The following is a 24,178-nucleotide window of genomic DNA, read 5'->3' on the forward strand; positions in this document are numbered from 1 at the left end:
CAACTTATTGATAGTGTTTTATGTTCAGATAATGCCCGATGACTTTGTCATGCAGCTCCACCGATTTTGAGAACGACAGCGACTTCCGTCCCAGCCGTGCCAGGTGCTGCCTCAGATTCAGGTTATGCCGCTCAATTCGCTGCGTATATCGCTTGCTGATTACGTGCAGATTTCCCTTCAGGCGGGATTCATACAGCGGCCAGCCATCCGTCATCCATATCACCACGTCAAAGGGTGACAGCAGGCTCATAAGACGCCCCAGCGTCGCCATAGTGCGTTCACCGAATACGTGCGCAACAACCGTCTTCCGGAGCCTGTCATACGCGTAAAACAGCCAGCGCTGGCGCGATTTAGCCCCGACGTATCCCCACTGTTCGTCCATTTCCGCGCAGACGATGACGTCACTGCCCGGCTGTATGCGCGAGGTTACCGACTGCGGCCTGAGTTTTTTAAGTGTCGTAAAATCGTGTTGAGGCCAACGCCCATAATGCGTGCACTGGCGCGACATCCGACGCCATTCATGGCCATATCAATAATTTTCTGGTGTGTACCGGGCTGAGAGGCGGTGTAAGTGAACTGTAGCTGCCATGTTTTACGGCAGTGAGAGCAGAGATAGCGCTGATGTCCGGCAGTACTTTTACCGTTACGCACCACGCCTTCAGTAGCTGAGCAGGAGGGACAACTGATGGAGATGGAAGCCACGGGAGCACCTCAAAAACACCATCGTACACTAAATCAGTAAGTTGGCACCATTACCGACAAGCCGTACCCTTGTTTGTAAATAAACACGGTTTTTATCTGAATGGAGATAAAGCCAGCTAACATTGCGCGTGGAAAAGTACAAGCTATTAATTCTGGTATAGCAAACTCGTTGAGGTTGTGTATAAAAGCCGCTTATGCTAAAAAGCAGGGAAAATAAATACAGTCCCCGACATTGCAAATGTCATCGTACCCAAAATCGGTGCCCGTCCGGTGCCGGGGTATTTTTTGCATTCCTACAAAAAGGCTGGCAACGGCGTGGTGCAAACCCAACCGGTTGCTGTGGCGGTGTGCCTGCAAACTGTGGTCCGGATACCGTCACTTAAAATTTACCAACAGGCTAGAAGATGGATTTTAACTTGAAGACGGAAACAGAAGAGCAAACGCTGATCGATAGCGTGCGCAATACGTTGACGGAGCAAGGTGATGCCCTCCGCCATCTGGCAGAAGTGATTGATGCAAACGAGTACAGCACCGCCTTATCGCTGATGCTGAACTGTAAAGGTCACGTTATTGTCTCCGGTATGGGTAAATCCGGGCATGTCGGGCGTAAAATGTCCGCCACGCTCGCCTCGACCGGTACCCCCAGCTTCTTTATTCACCCGGCGGAAGCTTTCCACGGCGACCTCGGCATGATCACCCCTTATGACGTGCTGATCCTCATCTCCGCCAGCGGGGAAACCGACGAAGTACTGAAACTCGTCCCCTCTTTAAAGAACTTCGGCAACAAAATCATCGCTATTACTAATAATGCTAACTCCACGCTGGCAAAACATGCTGACGCCACGCTGGAACTGCATATGGCGAACGAAACCTGCCCGAATAACCTGGCGCCGACGACCTCAACAACGCTGACTATGGCGATTGGCGATGCGCTGGCGATTGCGTTAATTCACAAACGCCATTTCAAACCTGATGACTTTGCCCGCTACCATCCGGGCGGTTCACTGGGCCGCCGTCTGCTGACGCGCGTTGCCGACGTAATGCAGGTTCACGTGCCCAATGTCGATATTAACGCTACTTTCCGGCAGATTATTCAGGAATTGACCAGCGGCTGTCAGGGTATGGTCGTAGTAAAAGAGAACGGCAAACTGGCCGGGATCATTACCGATGGCGACCTGCGCCGCTATATGGAAAAATGCGAAGACTTCGTTAACGGCACCGCTCAGTCGATGATGACCCGCAATCCGATCACCATGCCGCTTGATAGCATGATCATCGATGCGGAAGAGAAGATGACTAAGCACCGCATTTCCACGCTGTTGATCACTGATAGCACCCAGGATGTCATTGGTTTAGTTCGTATTTTCGACTAGATCCTGGCTATACAGAAATATAAGTAACCCCCCAGCGGTCTGTTGCCGGGGGGCTCAACGTTGAAAGTGACATGTCTACACACAAAGTAAAGTTGCTGGCTTCCTCGCTACGTGCGCGTACGGCCAAATTTAATCTTGCCTGGATCCAGCAACACCTTGCATGGATTGTAATTGCCGCTCCGATGGCGCTGCTGATCGTCTACCTGGTGATCTTCAGCCAGCCGCGTTATATGAGCGAATCCAAAGTCGCCGTAAAGCGCCCCAGCGATATTGAAGGCGCCAGCCTCAACGTCGGGCTGCTGCTTGGCGCGTCAAACCCCAGCTCCGCGGAAGATTCGCTGTATCTGAAAGAGTACATTAACTCCGCAGACATGCTGCGCGTACTTGATAAACAGCTTAATTTCCACGACGCGTGGAGCAAAAGCGGGCTGGACTTTATCTATCATCTCCCTAAAAACACCACCTCGGAACAGTTCCTCAACTATTACCGCGACCGTGTTTCCGTGGTGTTTGATGATAAAACCGGCCTGCTGACTATTCAGACTCAGGGGTTTAACCCGCAGTTTGCCCAGCGCTTCAACCAGGCGGTATTAAAAGAGTCCGAGCGGTTTATTAACGAACTGTCGCATAGCATTGCCCGCGACCAGCTGAACTTTGCCGAAGACGAACTGCGCCAGGCGCGCGCGCGTCTGGATAAGAGCAAAGCGGAGCTGCTGGCTTATCAGAACAAAAATAACATTCTCGACCCGGAGGCCAGCGCCACTGCGGCGACCTCGCTGGTGATGACCCTGCAAGGCAAGAAAGTGGAGCTGGAAGCCGAACTGCGCAACCTGCTCACTTATTTGCGTGAAGACGCGCCGCAGGTCATCAGCACCCGCAACGCCGTTAAAGCGCTGCAGGCGCAAATTGACGCCGAGCAGAGCAAAATCACCGCGCCGGACGGCAAACAGCTGAACAGCATGGCGGCGGATTTTGACGAAATTAAAGCGCGGGTAACTTTCGATACTGAAATTTACTCTATGGCCATTAAGGCAATTGAGAAGACCCGCCTTGAGACGGCCCGCAAATTAAAAGTGTTGTCGGTTATCAGTTCGCCACAGCTCCCTGAAGAGTCCAGCTTCCCGAACAGCGGTTACCTGCTGGCAAGCTGGCTGCTGGTTTGCTGCCTGCTGTTTGGCACCATTAAACTGCTGCTGGCCGTAATTGAAGATCACAAAGACTAATTTTTGACGCACGCAACGTTACAGAGTTGAACATGAAATTACTGAAATCGGTACTGCTCCTTCTGGTCTGCCAGGCGGCATATGCGGCAAGCCCGACCGACATCACGGCCGATCCCAATCTGACAGGGGCGGCCCCGCTGCCCTCGCTTATTTCCGGCAAAACGGAAGAAACCCAGACCGCATCCGGCTTTGACGACACGCCGCCGCCGGTGGCCGCCGCGCAGCCAAGCCGTATGTTCGGCGCGCAGCTGTTTACCTCTATCAGCGCCGCTTCCGGCGCGGGCCTGGGCTTTAACCCCGGCTATGTCATCGGCCTTGGCGACACCATTCAGGTGCGTCTGTGGGGCGCTTTCCAGTATGACGGCGCGCTGACCGTTGACCCGAAAGGCAATATTTTCCTGCCTAACATTGGCCCGCTGAAAGTCGCCGGCATGACCAACGCACAGCTGAACAACACGGTGACCAATAAGATCAAGGAGGTTTACACCTCTAACGTCAACGTTTATGCCTCGCTGCTGCAGGCGCAGCCGGTGAAAGTGTTCGTTACCGGCTACGTGCGCAGCCCCGGCCTGTATGGCGGTGTGGCGTCTGATTCGCTGCTCTCCTACCTGAGCAAAGCAGGCGGCGTGGACAGCGAGCGCGGCAGCTATGTTGATATCACCGTCAAACGCGGCAAGTCGGTGCGCTCAAGGGTGAACCTGTATGATTTCCTGCTTAACGGTAAGCTGGGGCTGTCACAGTTTGTCGACGGCGACACCATCGTGGTTGGCCCGCGTCAGCACACCTTTAGCGTGGAAGGCGACGTCTTCAACAGCTACGATTTTGAATTCTCCAACAGCACCATTCCGGTAACGGAAGCGCTGAGCTGGGCGCGTCCTAAGCCGGGCGCGACCCACATGACGATTATCCGCCAGCAGGGTGCGATGAAGCGCAGCGAATACTACCCGCTGAGCTCCGCGCCGGGCCGCTCGTTGCAGGATGGCGACAAGCTGATCATCAGCACTGACCGCTTCGCAGGCACTATTCAGGTGCGCGTTGACGGCGCCCATTCCGGCGAACATGCCGTGGTACTGCCGTACGGCGCAACCATGCGCCAGGTGCTGGCGCAAATCCGCCCGAACAGCATGTCTCAGCTCAGCGCGATTCAGCTTTACCGCAAATCGGTTGCTACCCGCCAGAAAGAGATGCTGGACCTGTCACTGCAAAAACTGGAAGAGGCTTCGCTGTCGGCGCAATCCTCCACCCAGGAAGAGGCGCGTCTGCGTATGCAGGAAGCGCAGCTGGTGAGCCGCTTCGTAGCGAAAGCGCGTACCGTGGTGCCAAAAGGGGAAGTGGTGCTCAATGAGAGCAACATCGACTCCGTGCTGCTGGAAGATGGCGATGTCATCATGATCCCGGAGAAAACGTCTCTGGTGATGGTGCATGGCGAAGTGCTGTTCCCGAACGCCGTAAGCTGGCAGAAAGGGATGGATGCTGACGACTACATCAAAAAATGCGGCGGCCTGACGCAGAAATCAGGTAATGCGAAAATCATTGTCATCCGCCAGAATGGCGAATCGATAGATGCCGACGACGCCGACGATCTGCGTCCCGGTGATGAAATCATGGTCCTGCCGAAGTACGAATCGAAAAATATCGAAGTTACCCGTGGCATTTCGACCATTCTTTACCAGCTTGCCGTTGCCGCCAAAGTGGTGCTGACGCTGTAACAAGCCGGTTCTTAAGTCTTTCCCCGGCACAGGCCGGGGAAAGCTATTTATCCATTCCGGATTTTTTCTTACTGAACAATGTATTGATTGAGCGAATGAACAGCGTACTGGGCGTTTATTCTGGCGGCATCTGGCGTATTCCCTATCTGGACAGTTTCCTGCCCGGCGAGCGTGTCCGACTCTCGCCTTTTAAAGCCATCCCGGCCAATGTCAACGCTATCGCCGTCTGGGGCTATCGCCCGAGCGCGCAAAAACCGGCTGCGCTGGCGCAGGCTGCGGGCCTGCCCGTTATTCGCCTGGAAGATGGGTTTATTCGTTCTTTAGGGCTTGGCGTACAGGACTGCCCTCCCCTGTCGATAGTGATCGACAGACTGGGTATCTATTACGATGCCTCTACCCCCAGCACGCTGGAAACACTGGTACAGGACCGCGAGGGAAATCGCCCGCTGGCAGATGAAGCCCACGGGTTAATGCGCGCTATCGTGGATAGCGACCTGTCGAAATACAACCAGGCGCTGCCGTTTATTCCTCCCGCCGTGATGCCGGACGCGGTGTTGGTCGTCGACCAGACTTTTGGCGATATGTCCGTTGCGAAAGGCAACGCCAGCGCCGACAGCTTTCGCCTGATGCTGGAGACCGCGAAAGCGGAAAACCCCAATGCTGAGGTGTGGGTGAAAGTGCATCCGGACGTATTGTGCGGCAAAAAAGCAGGCTACTTTACCGGCCTGCAAAACGATCCGCGGGTAAAACTGTTTGCCGAAGACGTTAGCCCGCAGTCGCTGCTGCGCCACATGCAGAAGGTCTACGTAGTGACCTCGCAGTACGGCTTTGAAGCGCTGATGGCGGGTAAACCGGTTATCTGCTTTGGTCAGCCGTGGTACGCAGGCTGGGGGCTGACGGATGACCGTCATCCCCAGGCTGCGATGCTTGCCAAACGCCGCCAGCCCGCTACGCTTATCGAGTTATTTACCGCCGCCTACCTGCGCTATTGTCACTACCGGCACCCGGTCAGCGGCGAGCCGACAGGCCTTGCCGAGGTTGTCGACTGGCTGGCGTTACAGCGCAACCACACGCTGGCGCGCCAGGGCACGCTGTGGGCGCCGGGGCTGAGTCTGTGGAAGACGGCCATCCTTAAGCCGTTCCTGAAAACCGCAGGCAACCGGGTGCGTTTTGCCGCTAAATGCCCACAGGCCAGCGCGCTTATCGCCTGGGGAACGCGGGGTGAAGCCCGATGGCAGGCACAGGCCGCCCGGCAAGAGATCCCACTCTGGCGCATGGAAGATGGCTTTATTCGCTCATCCGGGTTAGGGTCTGACCTGCTGGCGCCGCTTTCGCTGGTGCTGGATAAGAGCGGGATTTATTACGACGCCACCAGGCCAAGCGATCTGGAGAACCTGCTGAACGCCAGCAACCTGAGCGAACGCCAGCGCGCCCGTGCGCAGGCGCTGCGTTTGCTGCTGGTACAGAGCAAGGTCAGCAAGTACAATCTTGGCCAGGACTGGCATTTGCCGGCTGGAGCCGCGGGTAAAAAAGTGTTGCTGGTGCCCGGCCAGGTGGAAGACGACGCCTCTATTGCCACCGGCGCGCTATCTATTCGCACCAACCGCGACCTGTTGCGTACCGTGCGCGAGCGTAACCCGGAGGCGTTTATCGTTTTTAAGCCGCACCCGGATGTGCTGGTCGGTAATCGTAAAGGGATGGTTGACGTCGAGGATGTCGCCCGCTGGGCTGACTGCCAGGCGCTGGACGCGGACATCATTCAGTGTATTCAGCACGCTGATGAGCTGCATACCATGACGTCGCTTTCGGGTTTTGAAGCGTTGCTGCACGGCAAACGCGTATTTTGTTACGGCATGCCGTTTTATGCCGGTTGGGGCCTGACGCACGATGAGCATTCTATTGCCCGGCGTTCACGCTCGCTTAGCCTTGATGATTTAGTCTGGCAGACATTAATTGCCTACCCGACCTATATCCACCCGCAGCGCCTTGAGCCGATGCTGGCGGAAGAGGCGGCATTATGGCTGAGCGCCGCACCGCGCGGTGAAATGAAAATATCAAAAAAGAATATTGGCCGTTTAGCCAGACAGTACCGTAAGTTATTGATGTTTTATAAAGTTAGATTTGGTTAGCCTGCTCTCTGGATACATGGAAGATGATGCAAAACATAACCGTTAAGACATTACTCGCAGGGAAAAAATATCTGCTGCTGCAAGGACCTATGGGGCCTTTCTTTAATGATGTCGCTAACTGGCTGGAAACGCTGGAGCGCGAAGCGGTAAACGTTGTCTTTAACGGCGGCGATCGCTTTTACTGCCGCAATCGTCCTTATCTGACCTTCACCCAGACGCCAAAAGAGTTCCCCGGTTGGCTGAAAGAGACGTGGAAGGATTACCCTTTCGATACCATTCTCTGCTTTGGTGACTGCCGTCCTTTGCATCAGGCGGCGCGGGCCTGGGCAAAAGCGAAGGGCATTCGTTTCCTGGCATTCGAAGAGGGCTACCTGCGCCCGCATTTTATTACGGTGGAAGAAGGCGGCGTTAATGCCTACTCTCCCCTTCCCCGCGATCCCGATTTTTATCGTCATCTGCCCGATATGCCCCCCGCAGAGGTTCAGCCGTTAAAGCCGTCTGCTGGTCGCCGTTATATTCACGCGACCTGGTATTACCTGGTGGGCTGGCGCTATCGTCACGAGTTCCCCCGCTATCGTCACCACAAGTCTTTTTCACCCTGGTACGAGGCACAGTGCTGGGTACGCGCCTGGTGGCGCAAGCAGTGGTACGGTTTTAAGCAGCGTAACGTGCTGGAGACGCTGCAAACGACGCTCGATCAGCGTTACTATCTGGCAATCCTGCAGGTTTATAACGACAGCCAGATTCGTAACCACAGCCCGTATGCCGACGTGCGCGATTATATTAACGATGTGATTTTCTCGTTTTCCCACAAAGCGTCGCTGAGCCATGTGCTGGTGATCAAGCACCATCCTATGGATCGTGGCCATCGCCTGTACGGACCGTTGATTAAGCAGTTGAGTAAGAAGTATGGCGTGACAAGCCGGGTGGTTTACGTTCACGACCTGCCCATGCCGGAGCTGCTGACCCATGCGAAGGCGGTGGTAACGATTAATAGTACGGCGGGGATTTCAGCGCTGGTGCATAACAAGCCGCTGAAAGTGATGGGCAGAGCCCTGTACGACATCAAAGGCCTGACGTACCAGGGGCATCTGCACCAGTTCTGGACCGCGGACTTCAAGCCAGATATGAAGCTGTTCAAGAAGTTCCGCGCGTATTTGCTGGAGAATACACAGATTAATGCTGTGTATTATGGGGATAAATCTCATACCTTGCAAAAAAAATGGGAAAGTCAAGTGGATCTTCAGCAAAATTCGGGCTTTGTTGAATAAATCGAACTTTTGCTGAGTTGAAGGATCAGATCACGCATCTTCCCGACAACGCAGACCGTTCCGTGGCAAAGCAAAAGTTCAAAATCACCAACTGGCCCACCTACAATAAAGCCCTCATCAACCGTGGCTCCATAACTTTCTGGCTGGATGATGAAGCTATTCAGGCCTGGTATGAGTCAGCAACACCTTCTTCACGAGGCAGACCTCAGCGCTATTCTGACCTTGCCATCACGACTGTGCTGGTCATTAAACGCGTATTCAGGCTGACCCTGCGCGCTGCGCAGGGCTTTATTGATTCCATTTTTTCTCTGATGAACGTTCCGCTACGCTGCCCGGATTACAGCTGTGTCAGCAGGCGGGCAAAGTCGGTTAATGTCAGTTTCAAAACGCCCACCCGGGGTGAAATCGCACACCTGGTAATTGATTCCACCGGGCTGAAGGTCTTCGGTGAAGGCGAGTGGAAAGTCAAAAAGCATGGCCAGGAACGCCGCCGTATCTGGCGTAAGCTGCATCTCGCCGTTGACAGTAAAACACATGAAATCATCTGCGCTGACCTGTCGCTGAACAACGTTACGGACTCAGAGGCCTTCCCCGGGTTAATCCGGCAAACCCACCGGAAAATCAGGTCAGCCGCCGCCGATGGCGCTTACGATACCCGGCTATGTCACGATGAACTGCGGCGTAAGAAAATCAGCGCGCTTATCCCTCCCCGAAAAGGTGCGGGTTACTGGCCCGGTGAATATGCAGACCGTAACCGTGCAGTGGCTAATCAGCGAATGACCGGGAGTAATGCGCGGTGGAAATGGACAACAGATTACAACCGTCGCTCGATAGCGGAAACGGCGATGTACCGGGTAAAACAGCTGTTCGGGGGTTCACTGACGCTGCGTGACTACGATGGTCAGGTTGCGGAGGCTATGGCCCTGGTACGAGCGCTGAACAAAATGACGAAAGCAGGTATGCCTGAAAGCGTGCGTATTGCCTGAAAACACAACCCGCTACGGGGGAGACTTACCCGAAATCTGATTTATTCAACAAAGCCCCATTCAATAAGAAAACCGGAAAAGATATATCAGGCATTGTCCGATGCATGATAAAACCAAATATAGTTAGCAAAACCATCAGATGAGCCGCAGGCTCAAGTATTGCCCACAAGTACCCTAACCGATACTTACCAAAACGCGTCTTTATCTCGCGTAAGAACAGCGCTTTCACCGCTGCTTGCTGCACTTCTAAACCACTTCTGGCCATGGGTGATCTCACCTTGACGTCTTAGGACACGCTACCGCCCCTGGCTATAGCTACCAGAGCGCTCAGTGCGTAAAATATGAGTATGCCAATAATTAGGCAGCTAACTGTAACAAAAAGCAGGAAAACGCTTTTCGATGAATTGTGTTGTTTGTAGGAAGGTGAAGTAATTAGCGTAAATAAGCGGAAATCTTCCTGACGCAAACGTCCTTAAGTCTAAATCGGCTCTAAATGTAACGGGGTATCAGGACAAATCCTATAAGTTCTAACCTATCAATTGAACATTATTAATTATCATTAACTATTTATAAGATAAATCCATGGAATGAAGCAGAATTTTTATGTGAGATCATGTGGTTATAATCTGTTCGTTTTTCTGCCCATTTCTCAAATTACGTTTCTATAGAAGAATTTTTATGGAAACTTAAGCAAAACGCTTTGTATCACTGCTGGGAGATTTTTTCAATTCAGCCTCGGTTAACCCCTTAAAAGAGGTAGTATTGCGAAAAGCGATCTCGTCATAAAGGCAGGCTGTTAGTGTGGATATCCTCGACATCATCAGCGATATGCCGAGTTATGGTTATCGACGCGTGTGGGGCATCCTGCGCAAGCAACGTCGCACAGAGGGACAGCCACCTGTGAACGCCAAACGGCTTTACAGGATAATGAGCGAGCATAACCTGTTGTTGTTGCATGACAAACCAGAGCGACCGAAGCGTGAACATAAGGGCAAGATAGCGGTGGCAGAAAGCGATATGCGCTGGTGTTCAGATGGCTTCGAGTTCGGCTGCGACAACGGCGAAAAACTGCGGGTAACGTTCGCGCTGGACTGCTGCGACCGTGAGGCCATAGACTGGGCAGCAAGCACGGGAGGCTATGACAGTTCGACCGTGCAGGATGTGATGCTGAGGTCGGTGGAAAAGCGCTTCGGCGACAGGCTACCGGAAACACCAGTGCAGTGGCTGACGGATAACGGTTCAGCGTATACCGCGTATGAAACGCGGAAGTTCGCGAGAGAGCTGAATCTGGAGCCCTGCACAACAGCGGTGAGCAGCCCGCAGAGTAATGGCATGGCCGAACGGTTCGTGAAAACGATGAAAGAAGACTATATCGCGTTCATGCCAAAACCGGATGTGAGAACAGCACTGCGAAACCTTGCAGTAGCGTTCACGCATTACAATGAAAACCACCCGCACAGCGCGCTGGGATATCACTCCCCGAGGGAATACCGGCGGCAGCGGACATCGTTAACTTAAGATACAAAAGCTGTCCGGAGATGGAGGGTCAAGATCACACGATTATCATGGAAGTCTTACGTGATTACGGCTACGTTGATTTTAGGGGGATGGGGGTTAGGACAAAGATTATACCACTTACACAGGCAATGAGTGGTCAACCCCCTGAGTTTACTGCAACAGATGATTACTTGAAAACCATACTTTATCGCTCGCCATCGTCTTGATATATAAGATCTGGCCTTTCCATCCATAAGAAAGGCCATCGTTGTAAAAAATAAATTACCCGCGACTGCAGCCGAAATTACGGTCCCCATCACCGACTATTTTAGATCTTACTTTGGTCATGTAATCTACCCTATTCATCAAGTCGTTATAAGTTTGCTCAAAGTTGATTCGTTTACGATTGAGGAGATATTTTCCATTTAATGGGTAATTAACTAACTTCCCAGAGTCATCTATCGGGATGCCAAGTGCACTGTACCAAGCTGTTGTTATCATTGTTCTTATCGTATTACGGTTTAAATCGTAATCACCTACATGATAATAAGCATCCTGATTGAAGCACAGTATCAAATGGTAATGCCGCTTTCCATTTTTGGTATATTCTCGGACCCATGCGTAACGTAAGGTTGAATGTCGGGTATCAGGCCAGTCTTTCCGTTGAGTTTTAATATGCTTATCGTGTTCAAGCTTTGCTTTTAACGCACTGGTAAAGCGAGATATAGCAGCAGAGTCAACCCTAGGTTGAAAGAATGGGTTATCTATTTCTTCTGTATCAATTGGGTCATGCAGATCAACACGAAGAATCATTGAGTTAGGATGTTCATTGAGGGAGTCTTCAATAACCTGTTTGATTCTATCCCGATATAGGGATATGTGTGATCCGAATTCACTATCGTATGTCATATAGCATCCTGTTTGATGATATTGGAGTAAGTGATGGATTTAATATATATTACCTATCATGACAACAAACCATTAACTGAACTGGGCTAATTATTCATTTTTGCTCTTGAATTAAAAACAATTAATCAGAATGAAGTTGAGGAGTTCAAGCCAGCGATAGCTATTAATGTGGTTTTCCCCTTTTTTCCTACAAGGATTTTATTTTGAGAGAATAATGTACTGAGTAATTCATTTGCTTTACTACGATTCCTGAATTTATTAGGACCATATTGAAGTATGGTGTTTTTCGTAATAAAAGGTTTACAATAACGAATGCAATAGTTTTTTATCCAGCAGTAAAGCTCATCTGTTTCCGCAACATCTAAAGAAAACTTTTCTTTTTTGGAGAACAAACGGATGTATTCTTCAATATACCAGGCCATTATATCCACTGCTGCTTTTACAGCGGCAATAGATATATCGCCCTCATCACCACTGAAGTAATGTAGTAAGGCAGCAAGCCTCGCCATATTCTCCGCCATTTTAGATGCATAATCCTTAAAATCAGACAGGAAGCCAAGCAACCCCATTTCTGACTCGACTTTGTTATAAAATTCGAGCCAGTGTTTTTCTGCTTCGGGAGAGAAACGCAGACACTGACGCTCATTTTCCTCATTTCTCGCAATGCTCTCATTAACAATGTCTATCAGTCGTTGATGAAATACCGGCAGATGCTCATTTGAGACAACCGGACTGGTAATTTGCCTGTTGCCCTGTGTTGAACCCGGTTGACATATCAAACATCGGGCGAAGAATCCGATCCCTTTCGCGGCATCGCCTTTTCGTTCCAGATACCCTTTTTTAAACACATCAGGCTGAATCATCAACCCCAGCGTCATTCTGGCATCTTTGATTAATTTATCTGGCTCGCTTTTTCTTTCCACGGGAAACATTGCGCCATCCCACATTTTATTGATGAACGGCAGTTCATTCAGCGCATAGCCGTCAAAAATAGTGCCAGCTTCATCAGACATAAGTCCTATGGACCGCCAGCGTCCACAGAGAGAGTCTTTTATCGCCGCAGGTGTGGCATCGTTGTATATCTGCCTTAACCGGACCGGTGCTTTTGGAGACGCAGCCAGTAACACTTTCAGCCGTTCATTCGTTGTGGAGTGATCTTTATTACGGCGAATATCGGATTTCAATTTTGACATCAGTGCTTTCTTTTCAATATTAAAAACCGTTTCTTCATTCCTCCAGACAATTAGGTCTTGGGTATATTTTTTAGACCATTCTTCTTCCAGTTGATACATTGGCTTCATCAGTAGTTTGTCCACAGTGCTTTTGCGCTCACCAGAATCAGCCAGTGTCAGTAAAAAAAGCGATACAGGGCTGCGCAGATTATTCAATCTGCACACATCAATCCGGTTCTGGCAGGCAAGCGAAATTACTCCCAATACCGATGCAGCAATCAAAGCTTGGGGAGCCTGGGTCTGCTGCTCCGCTTCATATACAGCATTTCTGATGATCTGCGGGAACACATGCACAGGGAAAGGACGACCGTTAAACATATAACACCTCTAATACAATTCACGTTAAAAATTCCCGCACAATTTGCTATTCCGCTATTAATAGCGGAAGTAGCAGGGTTAACGCGGGTCACTCAGAAAATGATCTCCCTTGAAACTAACGTTCATTGATCCAATAGAGCAGATCACTTAATAGCCATCCGCAGGATTTCAGGCCAATAGGCTTACGTAGCGGAAACTTACCAACCTGTTCCAGTTTCCACGCGGTAGAGCGGGAAATTGAAGTAATATATTGCCGTTCTTTTTCTCGTACTAATCGATCGCAAGTCTCACCATAATCTCTTAATACTTTTATACGTTGTTCATTTGTTAACTTGAAAGGCATCATTTGAGTTTCCTTGTTGATAGCGTGAAATTATAATGGTCGAGCCAAGATACGTGCGCAACATTCACGATTCTCATTAAGGAAAAGAGAACTTAAAACAAAATAAAAAACTTTACTATCAACAGGTTATGCCATGCATGCATTTTCCCTTATTAAGGGGTGCTATGATATGACTGAGATAAATTGCACACAGCAAACCATATATCACAGAAATAATATGTGAAAGATTCATGCTGGAGAAGAGCTGAAGGATGATTGCTGAAACGACTTTCAATAAATTCAAGAACCTTGTATTACCTGAGAATTACAAGCGTACTGATTAGTAACTCTCAGATTTAAAGAGATTACTGTTTAGCATCCATTTTTTTGAATTCTGTACACCAAGACTCAACAGTCTTTAATTGGAAGGAGTAAACAATATCATGTGACCTTGCTATGGAATCGAATTTTTTAATTAAATCCTTTGCAACAAACTTATCCATTCCATAGTGAGCTTTAATGAGAAGATAAATTGCATTTACTGTTGCCTTTCCTGCTCTTGGGACAGAGCTTTTAACTTTTGATGTCGCGCCATTATTTGACAACCCTTTTTTCAACTCATTATTTTCACTTCTAAGCATTTCAATATCTTTGATGAAATTCCCTCTATCAACAAGGAAGTTTTCCATATCTTTATGATACTTTTTTATGTCATCTAAAAGATTACTGTTTTCGCTTTTTAAAGCATTATTTATCCTCAGTAGTTCCTCAAAATTTTCTCGTGTCAAATCAGACTTATCAAACATTTTTTATCCTTTTAAAATCAACAAACATCTTGCAACCAAAAAAAATTACGATAAGCAATGTGAATTTAACTGGACCAAACTATCGTCAAACACCTACAATACTAGCAGCAGCCATCAGGAAATTTTTCATGAGAAAACATACATCATCTCAAGTAACTAAAGCAAAAATCCTCCGTGCCGTTGCCAGTTCAACTGCAATCGAAACGGGTGTTTCTATCCCAAAAATTGAGCAGCAACTGAAACAAAATCAGGCACAGGCGAAAGCCGTTGGCCTCGCCCGCTAGTCTGGCAAGATATCGCTCATCAGCTGCATCATAGGGCTGTAGTTCCCTGAGACACCTGCCTGTATTGCCTTGAAGTAAAACACCTTGTGCTCATCCCACAGGCTGTAGTCCAATAAGCCCTTCCCCGCCAGTACCGACAACACATCGCAAAGCAATCTCGACAGACGCCCGTTACCTTCTCTGAATGGGTGGATCAAAATAAATTCCACATGACATTCAGCCAGATAACGAACCAGCTCCGGACGAGCCAGGGATTTCAGTTCACCAGACCGAGAAAGAAACTGCTTCTCGAAACCATCAAGCAGCAGCGGAATCCTGTCGGCAGCCGCAAACTGAAAGCCGTCCTTAGTCAGGTTAGCGTTACGTAGCCTCCCTGCCCAATCGTACACATTCCCTAGCCACTGGCGATGCCACCTGCTGACGTGCTCAAAAGCCAGCGCCTCAGGCGGCTGGCCCTCAATAAATAGCTGCTCATACAACATCAGCAGCAAGCCAGACTCCAGCGCCTCCATTTCCTGCTCATCAATGATCCCCAGCTTATTGGCAAGCACTAGGTCGTTTGAGCCTGGCTGATATCGCTCTTCTGCTGAATTAAGCTCATATTTTGACAAGCCCTTACCTCCGCCCAAACAGGTTCACAACGTTGTTTTCATGCTGCCGCTGATAGTTATTAACCCGGTCTTCCCAGATCTCAAGCGCCCTACGCTTTTCAGGCAGGTAATCATAACGATCATAGTGTTTCGAGCTAACGTCGTTCAAAGCGTGATTTTGAATACGGTCACGGATCTCTTTGCTGATCCCCGCCTCCCCCATCAGCGTTTTACAGGTACGGCGTAAATCTCGCGCCGTGAAAACTTTAAACTCAGGATTAAAAGCCCGGAAATACATGATGGAACGCGCCAGACTATCGGTACGCACCGGTCGTTCGCCGTTGGTCGAGAGCGGGAAGATATAGGGGCTGTTACTTTCCTTAGTCAGTTCTTTCACTGAGGCTAATTCACTTAATGCCGATTCAGTCAGCGGGATCAGGTGCTCCCGTTTGTTTTTCGATACATCGGCAATTACCAGGAGCGTCTTTTGCTGCCAGTCAATCGCGCTCCACTGGCTGGCAATCATTTCAAACGGACGCTGCCCGCCAGCATAAACACAGAAGCGGATTAGGTGCTGCATCAGTGGCCCAACGTTAGTTGCCTGAGCGAACTGCTCCATGACAAAACGTAGCTCTTCCAGCGTTAACCATGTATCACCCACTTTTTCCGCCGAAGACTGTTTCGGTATGGCCGATACCGGATTTACTTCAAGACCGAACGTAATACCCACACTGGTATTCATCGGATCGTTATCGGCTTTTAAGCCGTAGTTAAATGCTGCCATCAGATACGAGCGAATCCGGTTAGCATGCACCACCGCATCACGCTGGATAATGCCTGAGAGGATGGTTTTGATCTGCAGAGGTGTTACATCTTTCGCTTTGGTTTCTCGAGGGATAACCGTGTAGCACTCTTTTTCAAGACGCTTCAGGACATCAGCCCAGGTCCGCTTATTGTCGAGCTTCATCTTGTTAACGTAGCCATGCACCAGCTCATCAAACGATCCTTGAGAGCGATGGATCTGCATAAGGTGCTCTTCGGCCAGGCGTTGTTGCTCAAGCTCTTGTTGGGGCTCTTTTCCTTCAACAAGCCAGGCTCCATACTTTTTCGCCAACTCATTGGCCGTCACCAGCTTCATCTCAGGCCAGATGCCCAACTGGATGAACTTCTCTTTCTTCCCTTTCTCAACGTAATAACGGAAATAAAAAACTTTGCTGCCTGAAGGCTGAACCTTAACGCCAAGCCTGCCGGTGCCACGTTGAGCACTGTTGCTCCACACGTAGTACGACGTACTTTTTGTCTTCAATCCACGTATAGCAGTCTCGGTAAGATTAGCGGCCATGAGGTTACCTTTCTGAGGATAAGCGTTACCTGACCCAATGCCCATTTTGGGTCAGGTAATGGGTCAGGTAAGGATAGTACAATGGGGAAATGAGAGAACCAATCAGAAACAAAAATAACTTCATAACTGATTGATTATAGATAATTAAAAATACAAATAGAGACAATGACGAACAATTAAAAACATACCAATTTTATGACTCATAATCGCTTGGTCGCTGGTTCAAGTCCAGCAGGGGCCACCAAGATTCAAGGACTTGCGAGAAATCGCAGGTCCTTTTTTTTGGGGGTTCTTCCGTAGCTGTTGGCGCGAGCCAAAAGGATTCCTGCTGGAACAAATCAATATCTGTTCGCACCAAAATGTGAAATAAGAGCCGGGAAGAATACGGCAGGCGGGGCCTGAAGATATATTACGGGATGCCTCTGTCCAGCAACAAGCTGGTCACTGTCCCCCCTCTGGACGTCGCCATCCAGAGATGGAAACGTCCGTTAGAGTTTGATTCGATAGTCAGCTCAAACTAGCTCTTTGAGCTGCTCCTGCATATAAGTTGAAAAATACTCTGGGTTCTTGATAAGGATGCGGTTACCGGAGGCCACTTTTTCTGCCCATCCGGCCACTTTTTTCGTGAACTCGGGATTCCATCCCTCCTGCTCACCCCGTGCCATCACAGCTTCTGGACTTGCTGGCACACCTAAGTCATGCAAATACTTTAAGATTCCCTTAGCGGTACTTTCATCCATTGAATGGGGTACTGACGCCGAAGTGTTCATACCACCAATAAAATCCAATGCTTTCTCAATTGCTGTTGGCATGCTCTTATCCTTAAAATTAACCACGTGAGAGACACATTTATACTATGTACCCAACTCCGCCGGGATATCAAAGAGAACATCACCTTTATTTGATTTACCCCGCAGCTAAACGCTTGCGGCGGCTGTTTTCTGCACGATTAATTCGCTATCCCGGCCAAAACCAGCCCGGTCGCTACCGCATTACGCGGCCCTTCGGTACCACGGATGTTGCCCTGTCCGGCAACCACGCCGTAATGCGCCAGCGCGTCGGTGATCATCTGCGGGATTTCGAAATCCAGCGAGGAGCCGCCCACCAGCACCACAAAAGTCATATCACGAATAGAGCCCCCGGGTGATACCTGGCGTAAAGCGCGCAGGCAGTTGGTCACAAAAACCTTCTCTTTGGCCTGTCGGCGCACCAACCGAATTTTTTCCAGCGAGGTCTGGTTATCTACTGGGATCAGCTCGCCGTTTTTCAGATAAACGACTTTGGCAAACACTGACGGACTGAGCGGTTCGCGAAAAAACTCCACCGCGCCGTTTTCGTGGCGAATGCTGAACAGGCTCTCCACTTTTGCCAGCGGGTATTTTTTAATTTCCTCCGCCAGATACGGATCGCTTAAGCCCAGCTCGGTTTGAATCAACAGGCTGACCATATTCCCCGCGCCAGCCAGATGGACCGCTTTCACAACGCCATCGCTATTGATAATGGCGGCATCGGTGGAGCCTGCGCCTAAATCGAGGATCGCCAGCGGTGCAGCACATCCGGGCGTTGTTAACGCACCGGCGACAGCCATGTTGGCCTCCACGCCGCCGACTTCAACCGGGATGTTTAACCGGACGCTCAGCTCACTGGCGATGGCCTGCATCTGTAAGCGATCGGATTTCACCATCGCCGCAATGCCTACGGCGTTCTCCATTGAACACTCCCCGGCAATACCGCCCTGCACCTTGCGGGGAATAAACGTATCCACCGCCAACAGATCCTGAATATACACCGCGTGCATGTCGTGACCGGTCAGCGAGGCCATCACTTTACGCACCCGCTCCAGCATGCCGCCTGCATGCGTACCTGCTTCACCACGAATATCGCACACGGGCGCACAGGTGCTCATCGCCTGCATAATGGCCTGTGCGCCTTGCGCTACGTCGGCTTCACCGCCGCGCTTTTCGCCGCGGATAAAGATCTTACCCGCCGGGATCACCCTTGAGCGCACATCACCCTGCGGGGTTTTCAGCACCACGGCGGAACGGTTGCCAATTAGCGCCCTGGCGATGGGGACGATGGTTTGCGTTTCCTCGGGCGTCAGGGTAAAAAAGGTCGCGATGCCGTAAGGATTCGACAGCACACGCACCACCTGTCCTGGGGCTGCCACTTCCACCGCCGCCAGCACACCTTCCGGCACCTTCTCCAGCAGGGTGACTTCATCTACCACCGGCATTGTTCGACGCAGGCGATTGTTCACCAGCACGCCATCATCTTTTTTGAGGATCGCCGCTACCACGTTGACGCCGCGATCCAGCGCCTCATTGATATACCAAACCGCCTCGAGGAAATCCCTCTCCTCACCGACCAGCGGGATCCAGCCCTGGGCAAACCGATCTTCGCTCAACGCCGCCAGCTTCTCCACGGCGATGGTGGTTCCCATTCCCACGCCAACGCCGCCGGGCGTTTGCGGGTTATGCCCAATCATTGTTGATTCGGTAATGATGGTTTCAGTGATGGTTTCCATCGCCACATCGCCAATCACCGGTGCCGCCTCGTTGATGCAGATTTTCGCCACATCCTGAAGCGACCACGGGGTGTTATTCAGGGCCTGTTGCAGGGAGGCCACCACCCCGGCAATATTGTCCCGTGTGCCTTTCATACCGGTCGTAGCGACAATCCCGCTGGCGATAAACCGGCCATGCTGCGCCAACGCCACTTCGGTGGTGGCGTTGCCGATATCAATCCCTGCAATTAACGGCATACAACCTCCGTCACTGGCTGCCTTTACGCAGCTTGTTTCTCTGCTGATACACCTCTGCCGACTCGCGGACAAACTCGGCGTTCACCGTGGCATGCCAGGTATGTTCTAGTTCATCGGCAATGGCCTGAAGCTCGGCGAATGAAGAACGAAACGGCCGCAGCGCGTTATAAATTTCAAGAATACGGGCATCCGGGATTGCTATAAGCTCCGCCGCACGACGGAAATTACGCGCCACGGCGTGACGCTGCATCTGTTCGGCAATCTGCGCCTGGTACTCCAGCGTTTGCTGAGAAATACGCACATCCTGCGGACCTACGCGACCCGCCAGCACATTCTCAAGGGTAATCTCGGTTAGCGGTTTGCCGGTAGGAGTCTGGATTTTCTCCGGGCAGCGAGTCGCTAATGGATAATCCTGCGCGGTCATGATGTTGTCGTTCATGGTCATTCCCTTACGAGTGCAATATGCAGCGTGACAGGCGCAGCATCCTGCACCACGTGTTTGGTCTCTTTGATATGAAACAGCGCGGCCTTGGCCATAAATTTGGGGCGTACCATCTGGTCATTAACCACTGGCACTGGCGAAGGCGACTCTTTACGTGCATAGCGCGCGGCGTTTTTACCAATCTGGCGATAGGTTTCCAGCGTCAGCAGCGGAGCCTGAGAGAACAGCTCAAGGTTGCTCAGAGGCAGCAGATCGCGCTGATGAATCACCGTGGTTCCTTTCGACTGGATACCAATCCCGATGCCAGAACCGCTGAGATTTGCCGCATCCCATGCCATAAATGAAACATCAGAAGTGCGCAGAATCCTCACCACCCGAGCATGCAGGCCCTCTTCTTCAATGCCGGCAACCAGTTCTTTCAAAATCGCTTTGTGCGGCATATCAATCAGTGTTTTGTGCTGATACTTATCAAAGGCCGGGCCGACGCCTATCACGACTTCATCCACGCGTTCGTCCGCTTTAGCCGCCTCGCCTTCGCTCACCTGCAAGGTGAAAACCGGCTTACGTTCAGTTGTGCATTCCACTGTGTACCGCCTTATTCGATCGAGCCGGGCTGAACCACGCCCGCAATATTTTTAATTTCCGCCCAACGTTCGGCAGAGATGCGATAGCCGGTGCCGGGTCCCTGATAATCGTTGATGTCATTAACGGCGCTGACGACGTCGAACTGACGATCCAGAATGGCCGACGTTTGCAGGTAATCACCAGTAACACGCTGCCTCAGCATGTTAAGGATATTGCTGGCGATGTCTTCGAAGCCGCTGGAACTCAACGCGCCGACGATATCCAGCCCGGTGATATTGCGTTTCATCATCTCTTCCACGGCAGCCAAATCTTCCACCACATTGCGCGCGGGCATATCTTTGCTGCCGTGAGCGTAAGTGGCGGCTTCCACCTCTTCATCGCTAATCAGCGGCAGGCCCAGTTCGCGGAACACCGCCTGAATGGCGCGCGCGGCCTTATTGCGGATGGCGATTGTCTCCTCTTCCGTGACCGGACGCAGGCCTCCATCAACCATCAGATCGCGTTGCAGAATGTTGTAATCATCGAAGTCTTCAGCGTCGAAGTTCGACCCGGCAAACATGTTGTCGTAGTTCGGTACCGCGCTATAGCCGGAGAAGATAAAGTCGGTGCCCGGCAGCATCTGCATCAGGGTGCGGGCAGTACGACGAATATCGGAGTGGGAAAAGGTCTGGTCATTGGCGGAGGCCACTTCAAGGTCGAGCATCGAGGCAATCAGGTTTTCCGCCAGCACCGCGCGAATCCCCGACGGCACAGCGCCGGTCATGCCGATACAGCTGACCGCGCCGTTTTGTAACCCCTGTACGCCCGCGCCTTTGGTGATAAAAATGCAACGCGACTCCAGATAAAGCATCGATTTACTTTCGGAATAGCCCATCAGCGCTTCCGAGCCGGTGCCGGAGGTGTAGCGCATCTTCAGGCCACGAGAAGCATAAGCCGAGGCAAGAAACGCTTTTGACCACGGCGTATCATCGCCATCGGTAAACACCGACTCCGTGCCATATACCGACACCGTTTCGGCGTAGCTGGTTAGCCCGCGCATTCCCAGTTCCAGTTCCGTGGCCTCTTCAACGGAGCATTGCGTCAGCACGCCGGGGCGACCGCATTGGGACCCCACCAGCAGCGCCAGGGCGTTAAACGGCGCATAGCGGGCGATCCCGACCGTTGTTTCCTGTTCGGAAAAACCACGGATCCCCGCTTCAGCAGCGTCGGCAGCAATCTGTACCGGGTTATCTTTCAGGTTGGTCACGTGGCACTGATTGGAGGGGGTGCGTCTGGCGCGCATTTTTTGCAGCGCCATCATCATCTCCACCACGTTCATTTGCGCCATCACCTCCACCGCTTTCGCCGGGGTGATGGCAGTCGTAATGGCAATGATCTCTTCCCGACTGACGTGGATATCCACCAGCATTCTGGCGATCTCCAGCGCGTCGAGCTGCATGGCGCGCTCGGCCTCGGGCACGTTAATCGCGTAATCGGCAATGAACCGGTCAATCATGTCGAACTCGGCGCGGCTCTTGCCGTCCAGCTCAACAATACGACCATTTTCCACCTTCACCGACGAAGCCGGATCGTAAGGGCTTTCCATTGCGATCAGCCCCTCTTCAGGCCATTCGCCAATTAGCCCATCCTGATTTACAGGCCGCTGGGCAAGCACTTCGAATCGTTTTGATCTTCTCATAGTTTATGGACTCAAAAGATAAAAAATAGGGACGCCGGGCCGTATTGCCGGGGACACAACACCCGGCATTCGCCTTTCATCAGCAATAGCCGAACTCTAAATGAGCAGGACAATAAAAAAATAAAATTAATTTCGTTCCAATTTGGTACGTAATAAAAAACCATCGTTTCATATTGAAACGCGGCTCAGGAATATTCGCCGTGAATTGTGACGAGGTTAAATGATCATTATCAATAAACGCCACAACAGGAAACTGAACGTAATATTTTTGAAATTCCCACCCTATTGACTTAATAACGCGGGGCGAGAAAATAAGATAAAGCCAATGATAAAAATAGCTGTTGCGCGATATTTTCGTGACCTCAGCCCTACAACCTTTTCAGGAGAGACTGTGAATAAGAGCCAACAAATCGCCACCATTACGCTGGCGGCTGCAAAGAAAATGGCGCAGGCCGTCGAGGCTAAAGCGCTTGAAATCAACGTTGCGGTGGTGTTTTCCGTGGTGGATCACGGCGGGAACACGCTGCTAATGCAACGTATGGACGACGCGTTTGTCACCAGCTGTGATATCTCTCTTAATAAAGCTTATACCGCCTTCTGCCTGCGACAGGGTACCCATGAAATTACCGATGCGGTACAACCAGGTGCCTCTCTATATGGCTTGCAGCTCACCAATCAACAACGAATTGTTATTTTTGGCGGCGGTTTACCTGTCATATTAAACGGCAAAGTAATCGGTGCCGTTGGCGTAAGTGGCGGTACCGTCGAACAAGACAGATTATTAGCAGAAACCGCATTGAATTGTTTCTCTGAATTATAATTTAAATCTAAGAAGGTATATTATGAGCTATCGTATGTTTGATTACCTGGTGCCAAATGTGAACTTCTTTGGCCCCAATGCTATTTCCGTGGTCGGCGAACGCTGTAAACTGTTGGGCGGTAAAAAAGCGCTGCTGGTCACTGATAAAGGTCTGCGGGCGATTAAAGACGGCGCGGTAGATAAAACCCTCACACATCTGCGTGAAGCCGGTATTGACGTCGTGGTTTTTGACGGCGTTGAGCCAAACCCCAAAGACACCAACGTGCGCGACGGCCTGGAGGTCTTTCGGAAAGAGCATTGCGACATCATCGTTACCGTTGGCGGCGGTAGCCCGCATGACTGCGGTAAAGGCATCGGTTTCGCCGCGACTCACGAAGGGGATCTCTACAGCTATGCCGGGATTGAAACCCTGACCAACCCGCTGCCGCCGATCGTTGCGGTGAATACCACCGCCGGGACCGCCAGCGAAGTCACCCGCCACTGCGTGCTGACCAATACCAAAACCAAAGTGAAGTTTGTGATTGTCAGCTGGCGCAACCTGCCGTCGGTCTCCATTAACGATCCGCTGCTGATGCTCGGCAAGCCAGCCCCACTGACTGCGGCCACCGGGATGGACGCCCTGACCCACGCCGTGGAAGCCTACATTTCCAAAGATGCCAACCCGGTCACCGACGCTGCCGCTATCCAGGCGATCCGCCTGATCTCCCGTAACTTGCGTCAGGCCGTGGCGCTGGGCAGCAACCTGAAAGCTCGCGAGAACATGGCCTACGCCTCCCTGCTGGCGGGTATGGCCTTCAACAACGCCAACCTCGGCTACGTTCACGCGATGGCGCATCAGCTTGGCGGTCTTTACGACATGCCGCACGGCGTGGCGAATGCCGTACTGCTGCCGCACGTGGCACGCTATAACCTGATCGCTAACCCGGAAAAATTTGCCGACATCGCAGAGTTTATGGGCGAAAACACTGACGGACTCTCCACCATGGATGCCGCCGAGCTGGCCATTCATGCTATTGCCCGCCTCTCCGCCGACATCGGTATTCCGCAGCATCTGCGCGATCTGGGCGTCAAAGAAGCCGATTTCCCGTATATGGCGGAAATGGCGCTGAAGGACGGCAACGCCTTCTCCAACCCGCGCAAAGGGAACGAGAAAGAAATTGCCGAGATCTTCCGTCAGGCATTCTGATAACGCAGGGGGC

At 51.3% G+C, this 24,178-nt stretch carries 22 protein-coding genes and 1 pseudogene; 10 read left to right on the top strand and 13 right to left on the bottom strand.

Translation table 11 applies throughout. The annotated features are described in order from the left end of the window. Window positions 1-4 precede the first annotated feature (4 nt). Window positions 5-702, bottom strand: a protein-coding gene (locus GPJ68_RS21420; RefSeq protein WP_244606946.1) for an IS1 family transposase whose coding sequence is annotated in 2 segments (ribosomal slippage) — window positions 5-453 and window positions 453-702 — 699 coding nt in all. Because the reading frame shifts where the segments join, the coding sequence is not laid out codon by codon here. Between the two features lie 416 nt (window positions 703-1,118). Here GPJ68_RS21420 and GPJ68_RS21425 point away from each other — a divergent pair. From GPJ68_RS21425 to GPJ68_RS21450, 6 genes are all read left to right on the top strand, one after another. Continuing rightward, complete coding sequence (locus GPJ68_RS21425) at window positions 1,119-2,075, top strand: KpsF/GutQ family sugar-phosphate isomerase (protein WP_167776861.1); 957 nt, start codon at window positions 1,119-1,121, stop codon at window positions 2,073-2,075. Between the two features lie 71 nt (window positions 2,076-2,146). Continuing rightward, on the top strand, window positions 2,147-3,298 hold the full coding sequence (locus GPJ68_RS21430) for a capsule biosynthesis protein (protein WP_042111153.1): 1,152 nt from the start codon (window positions 2,147-2,149) through the stop codon (window positions 3,296-3,298). A gap of 32 nt (window positions 3,299-3,330) precedes the next feature. Beyond that, window positions 3,331-5,007, top strand: a complete 1,677-nt coding sequence (locus GPJ68_RS21435) for a polysaccharide biosynthesis/export family protein (RefSeq protein WP_023294593.1) — start codon at window positions 3,331-3,333, stop codon at window positions 5,005-5,007. Between the two features lie 95 nt (window positions 5,008-5,102). Beyond that, entirely contained in the window at window positions 5,103-7,136 is a 2,034-nt protein-coding gene (locus GPJ68_RS21440; RefSeq protein ID WP_134889211.1) for a capsular polysaccharide biosynthesis protein, read from the top strand. A gap of 26 nt (window positions 7,137-7,162) precedes the next feature. After that, window positions 7,163-8,407 (top strand): capsule biosynthesis protein, encoded by a 1,245-nt coding sequence (locus GPJ68_RS21445; RefSeq protein ID WP_180837428.1) that lies wholly within the window; start codon window positions 7,163-7,165, stop codon window positions 8,405-8,407. Window positions 8,408-8,424: 17 nt separating this feature from the next. Then, window positions 8,425-9,393 (top strand): IS5-like element IS903B family transposase, encoded by a 969-nt coding sequence (locus tag GPJ68_RS21450; protein ID WP_000654804.1) that lies wholly within the window; start codon window positions 8,425-8,427, stop codon window positions 9,391-9,393. A 49-nt stretch (window positions 9,394-9,442) separates the two neighbouring features. On the opposite strand, the pseudogene GPJ68_RS21455 reads toward GPJ68_RS21450, so the two are convergent. Beyond that, window positions 9,443-9,658: pseudogene (locus tag GPJ68_RS21455) on the bottom strand (ABC transporter permease); the annotation flags it as partial. 536 nt (window positions 9,659-10,194) lie between these two features. Between GPJ68_RS21455 and GPJ68_RS21460 the strand changes: the two are divergent. Then, window positions 10,195-10,911 carry an IS3 family transposase gene (locus tag GPJ68_RS21460; protein WP_370461161.1) on the top strand — a complete coding sequence of 239 codons (717 nt, stop codon included), beginning with the start codon at window positions 10,195-10,197 and terminating at the stop codon, window positions 10,909-10,911. A gap of 261 nt (window positions 10,912-11,172) precedes the next feature. Here the strand turns inward: GPJ68_RS21460 and GPJ68_RS21465 are convergent, their stop codons facing one another. The 4 genes from GPJ68_RS21465 to GPJ68_RS21480 all read right to left on the bottom strand — a co-directional run bounded on the left by GPJ68_RS21465 (window position 11,173) and on the right by GPJ68_RS21480 (window position 14,477). After that, window positions 11,173-11,799: an inovirus Gp2 family protein gene (locus tag GPJ68_RS21465; protein ID WP_000220523.1), complete on the bottom strand. Its 627-nt coding sequence runs from the start codon at window positions 11,797-11,799 to the stop codon at window positions 11,173-11,175. Window positions 11,800-11,924: 125 nt separating this feature from the next. Then, window positions 11,925-13,349, bottom strand: coding sequence for a YfjI family protein (locus GPJ68_RS21470; protein ID WP_000481743.1), 1,425 nt, complete (start codon window positions 13,347-13,349; stop codon window positions 11,925-11,927). Between the two features lie 115 nt (window positions 13,350-13,464). Next, window positions 13,465-13,695, bottom strand: a complete 231-nt coding sequence (locus GPJ68_RS21475) for an AlpA family transcriptional regulator (protein WP_000982619.1) — start codon at window positions 13,693-13,695, stop codon at window positions 13,465-13,467. Window positions 13,696-14,036: 341 nt separating this feature from the next. Then, entirely contained in the window at window positions 14,037-14,477 is a 441-nt protein-coding gene (locus GPJ68_RS21480; RefSeq protein WP_000459847.1) for a hypothetical protein, read from the bottom strand. Between the two features lie 128 nt (window positions 14,478-14,605). Here GPJ68_RS21480 and GPJ68_RS21485 point away from each other — a divergent pair, with 128 nt between their 5' ends. Beyond that, window positions 14,606-14,761 (top strand): hypothetical protein, encoded by a 156-nt coding sequence (locus GPJ68_RS21485; RefSeq protein ID WP_001225594.1) that lies wholly within the window; start codon window positions 14,606-14,608, stop codon window positions 14,759-14,761. Here GPJ68_RS21485 and GPJ68_RS21490 read toward each other — a convergent pair. The 7 genes from GPJ68_RS21490 to GPJ68_RS21520 all read right to left on the bottom strand — a co-directional run bounded on the left by GPJ68_RS21490 (window position 14,758) and on the right by GPJ68_RS21520 (window position 22,159). After that, entirely contained in the window at window positions 14,758-15,372 is a 615-nt protein-coding gene (locus GPJ68_RS21490) for a Fic family protein (protein ID WP_000049639.1), read from the bottom strand. The genes GPJ68_RS21485 and GPJ68_RS21490 overlap by 4 nt on opposite strands. Window positions 15,373-15,376: 4 nt before the next feature. Beyond that, window positions 15,377-16,693, bottom strand: coding sequence for a site-specific integrase (locus GPJ68_RS21495; protein ID WP_126287406.1), 1,317 nt, complete (start codon window positions 16,691-16,693; stop codon window positions 15,377-15,379). Window positions 16,694-17,205: 512 nt separating this feature from the next. Continuing rightward, a complete protein-coding gene (locus tag GPJ68_RS21500; RefSeq protein ID WP_071524484.1) occupies window positions 17,206-17,529 on the bottom strand; it encodes a DUF1889 family protein in 324 nt (107 codons plus the stop codon). Window positions 17,530-17,642: 113 nt separating this feature from the next. Next, the gene (locus GPJ68_RS21505; RefSeq protein ID WP_104651991.1) at window positions 17,643-19,454 is read right to left on the bottom strand and encodes a diol dehydratase reactivase subunit alpha; all 1,812 of its coding nucleotides are present in this window, start codon (window positions 19,452-19,454) and stop codon (window positions 17,643-17,645) included. 10 nt (window positions 19,455-19,464) lie between these two features. Further along, window positions 19,465-19,893, bottom strand: coding sequence for a diol dehydratase small subunit (locus GPJ68_RS21510; protein WP_053389289.1), 429 nt, complete (start codon window positions 19,891-19,893; stop codon window positions 19,465-19,467). A gap of 2 nt (window positions 19,894-19,895) precedes the next feature. Then, window positions 19,896-20,480 carry a propanediol/glycerol family dehydratase medium subunit gene (locus GPJ68_RS21515; RefSeq protein ID WP_016154579.1) on the bottom strand — a complete coding sequence of 195 codons (585 nt, stop codon included), beginning with the start codon at window positions 20,478-20,480 and terminating at the stop codon, window positions 19,896-19,898. 11 nt (window positions 20,481-20,491) lie between these two features. Next, on the bottom strand, window positions 20,492-22,159 hold the full coding sequence (locus GPJ68_RS21520; protein ID WP_016154580.1) for a propanediol/glycerol family dehydratase large subunit: 1,668 nt from the start codon (window positions 22,157-22,159) through the stop codon (window positions 20,492-20,494). 391 nt (window positions 22,160-22,550) lie between these two features. On the opposite strand from GPJ68_RS21520, the gene GPJ68_RS21525 reads away from it, so the two are divergent. Continuing rightward, a complete protein-coding gene (locus tag GPJ68_RS21525) occupies window positions 22,551-22,979 on the top strand; it encodes a heme-binding protein (protein ID WP_104651990.1) in 429 nt (142 codons plus the stop codon). 22 nt (window positions 22,980-23,001) lie between these two features. Beyond that, the gene (dhaT, locus tag GPJ68_RS21530; RefSeq protein ID WP_180836986.1) at window positions 23,002-24,165 is read left to right on the top strand and encodes a 1,3-propanediol dehydrogenase; all 1,164 of its coding nucleotides are present in this window, start codon (window positions 23,002-23,004) and stop codon (window positions 24,163-24,165) included. Window positions 24,166-24,178 lie beyond the last annotated feature (13 nt).

The sequence above is a fragment of the Citrobacter sp. 172116965 genome (assembly GCF_013458095.1).
GTDB lineage: Bacteria > Pseudomonadota > Gammaproteobacteria > Enterobacterales > Enterobacteriaceae > Citrobacter > Citrobacter braakii.

Coding starts and splice junctions, on each gene's coding strand:
- GPJ68_RS21430 (WP_042111153.1), top strand. CDS start 2,147: ATGTCTACACACAAAGTAAAGTTGCTGGCTTCCTCGCTACGTGCGCGT.
- GPJ68_RS21435 (WP_023294593.1), top strand. CDS start 3,331: ATGAAATTACTGAAATCGGTACTGCTCCTTCTGGTCTGCCAGGCGGCA.
- GPJ68_RS21440 (WP_134889211.1), top strand. CDS start 5,103: ATGAACAGCGTACTGGGCGTTTATTCTGGCGGCATCTGGCGTATTCCC.
- GPJ68_RS21445 (WP_180837428.1), top strand. CDS start 7,163: ATGCAAAACATAACCGTTAAGACATTACTCGCAGGGAAAAAATATCTG.
- GPJ68_RS21465 (WP_000220523.1), bottom strand. CDS start 11,799: ATGACATACGATAGTGAATTCGGATCACACATATCCCTATATCGGGAT.
- GPJ68_RS21470 (WP_000481743.1), bottom strand. CDS start 13,349: ATGTTTAACGGTCGTCCTTTCCCTGTGCATGTGTTCCCGCAGATCATC.
- GPJ68_RS21475 (WP_000982619.1), bottom strand. CDS start 13,695: ATGATGCCTTTCAAGTTAACAAATGAACAACGTATAAAAGTATTAAGA.
- GPJ68_RS21480 (WP_000459847.1), bottom strand. CDS start 14,477: ATGTTTGATAAGTCTGATTTGACACGAGAAAATTTTGAGGAACTACTG.
- GPJ68_RS21485 (WP_001225594.1), top strand. CDS start 14,606: ATGAGAAAACATACATCATCTCAAGTAACTAAAGCAAAAATCCTCCGT.
- GPJ68_RS21495 (WP_126287406.1), bottom strand. CDS start 16,693: ATGGCCGCTAATCTTACCGAGACTGCTATACGTGGATTGAAGACAAAA.
- GPJ68_RS21505 (WP_104651991.1), bottom strand. CDS start 19,454: ATGCCGTTAATTGCAGGGATTGATATCGGCAACGCCACCACCGAAGTG.
- GPJ68_RS21510 (WP_053389289.1), bottom strand. CDS start 19,893: ATGAACGACAACATCATGACCGCGCAGGATTATCCATTAGCGACTCGC.
- GPJ68_RS21520 (WP_016154580.1), bottom strand. CDS start 22,159: ATGAGAAGATCAAAACGATTCGAAGTGCTTGCCCAGCGGCCTGTAAAT.
- dhaT (WP_180836986.1), top strand. CDS start 23,002: ATGAGCTATCGTATGTTTGATTACCTGGTGCCAAATGTGAACTTCTTT.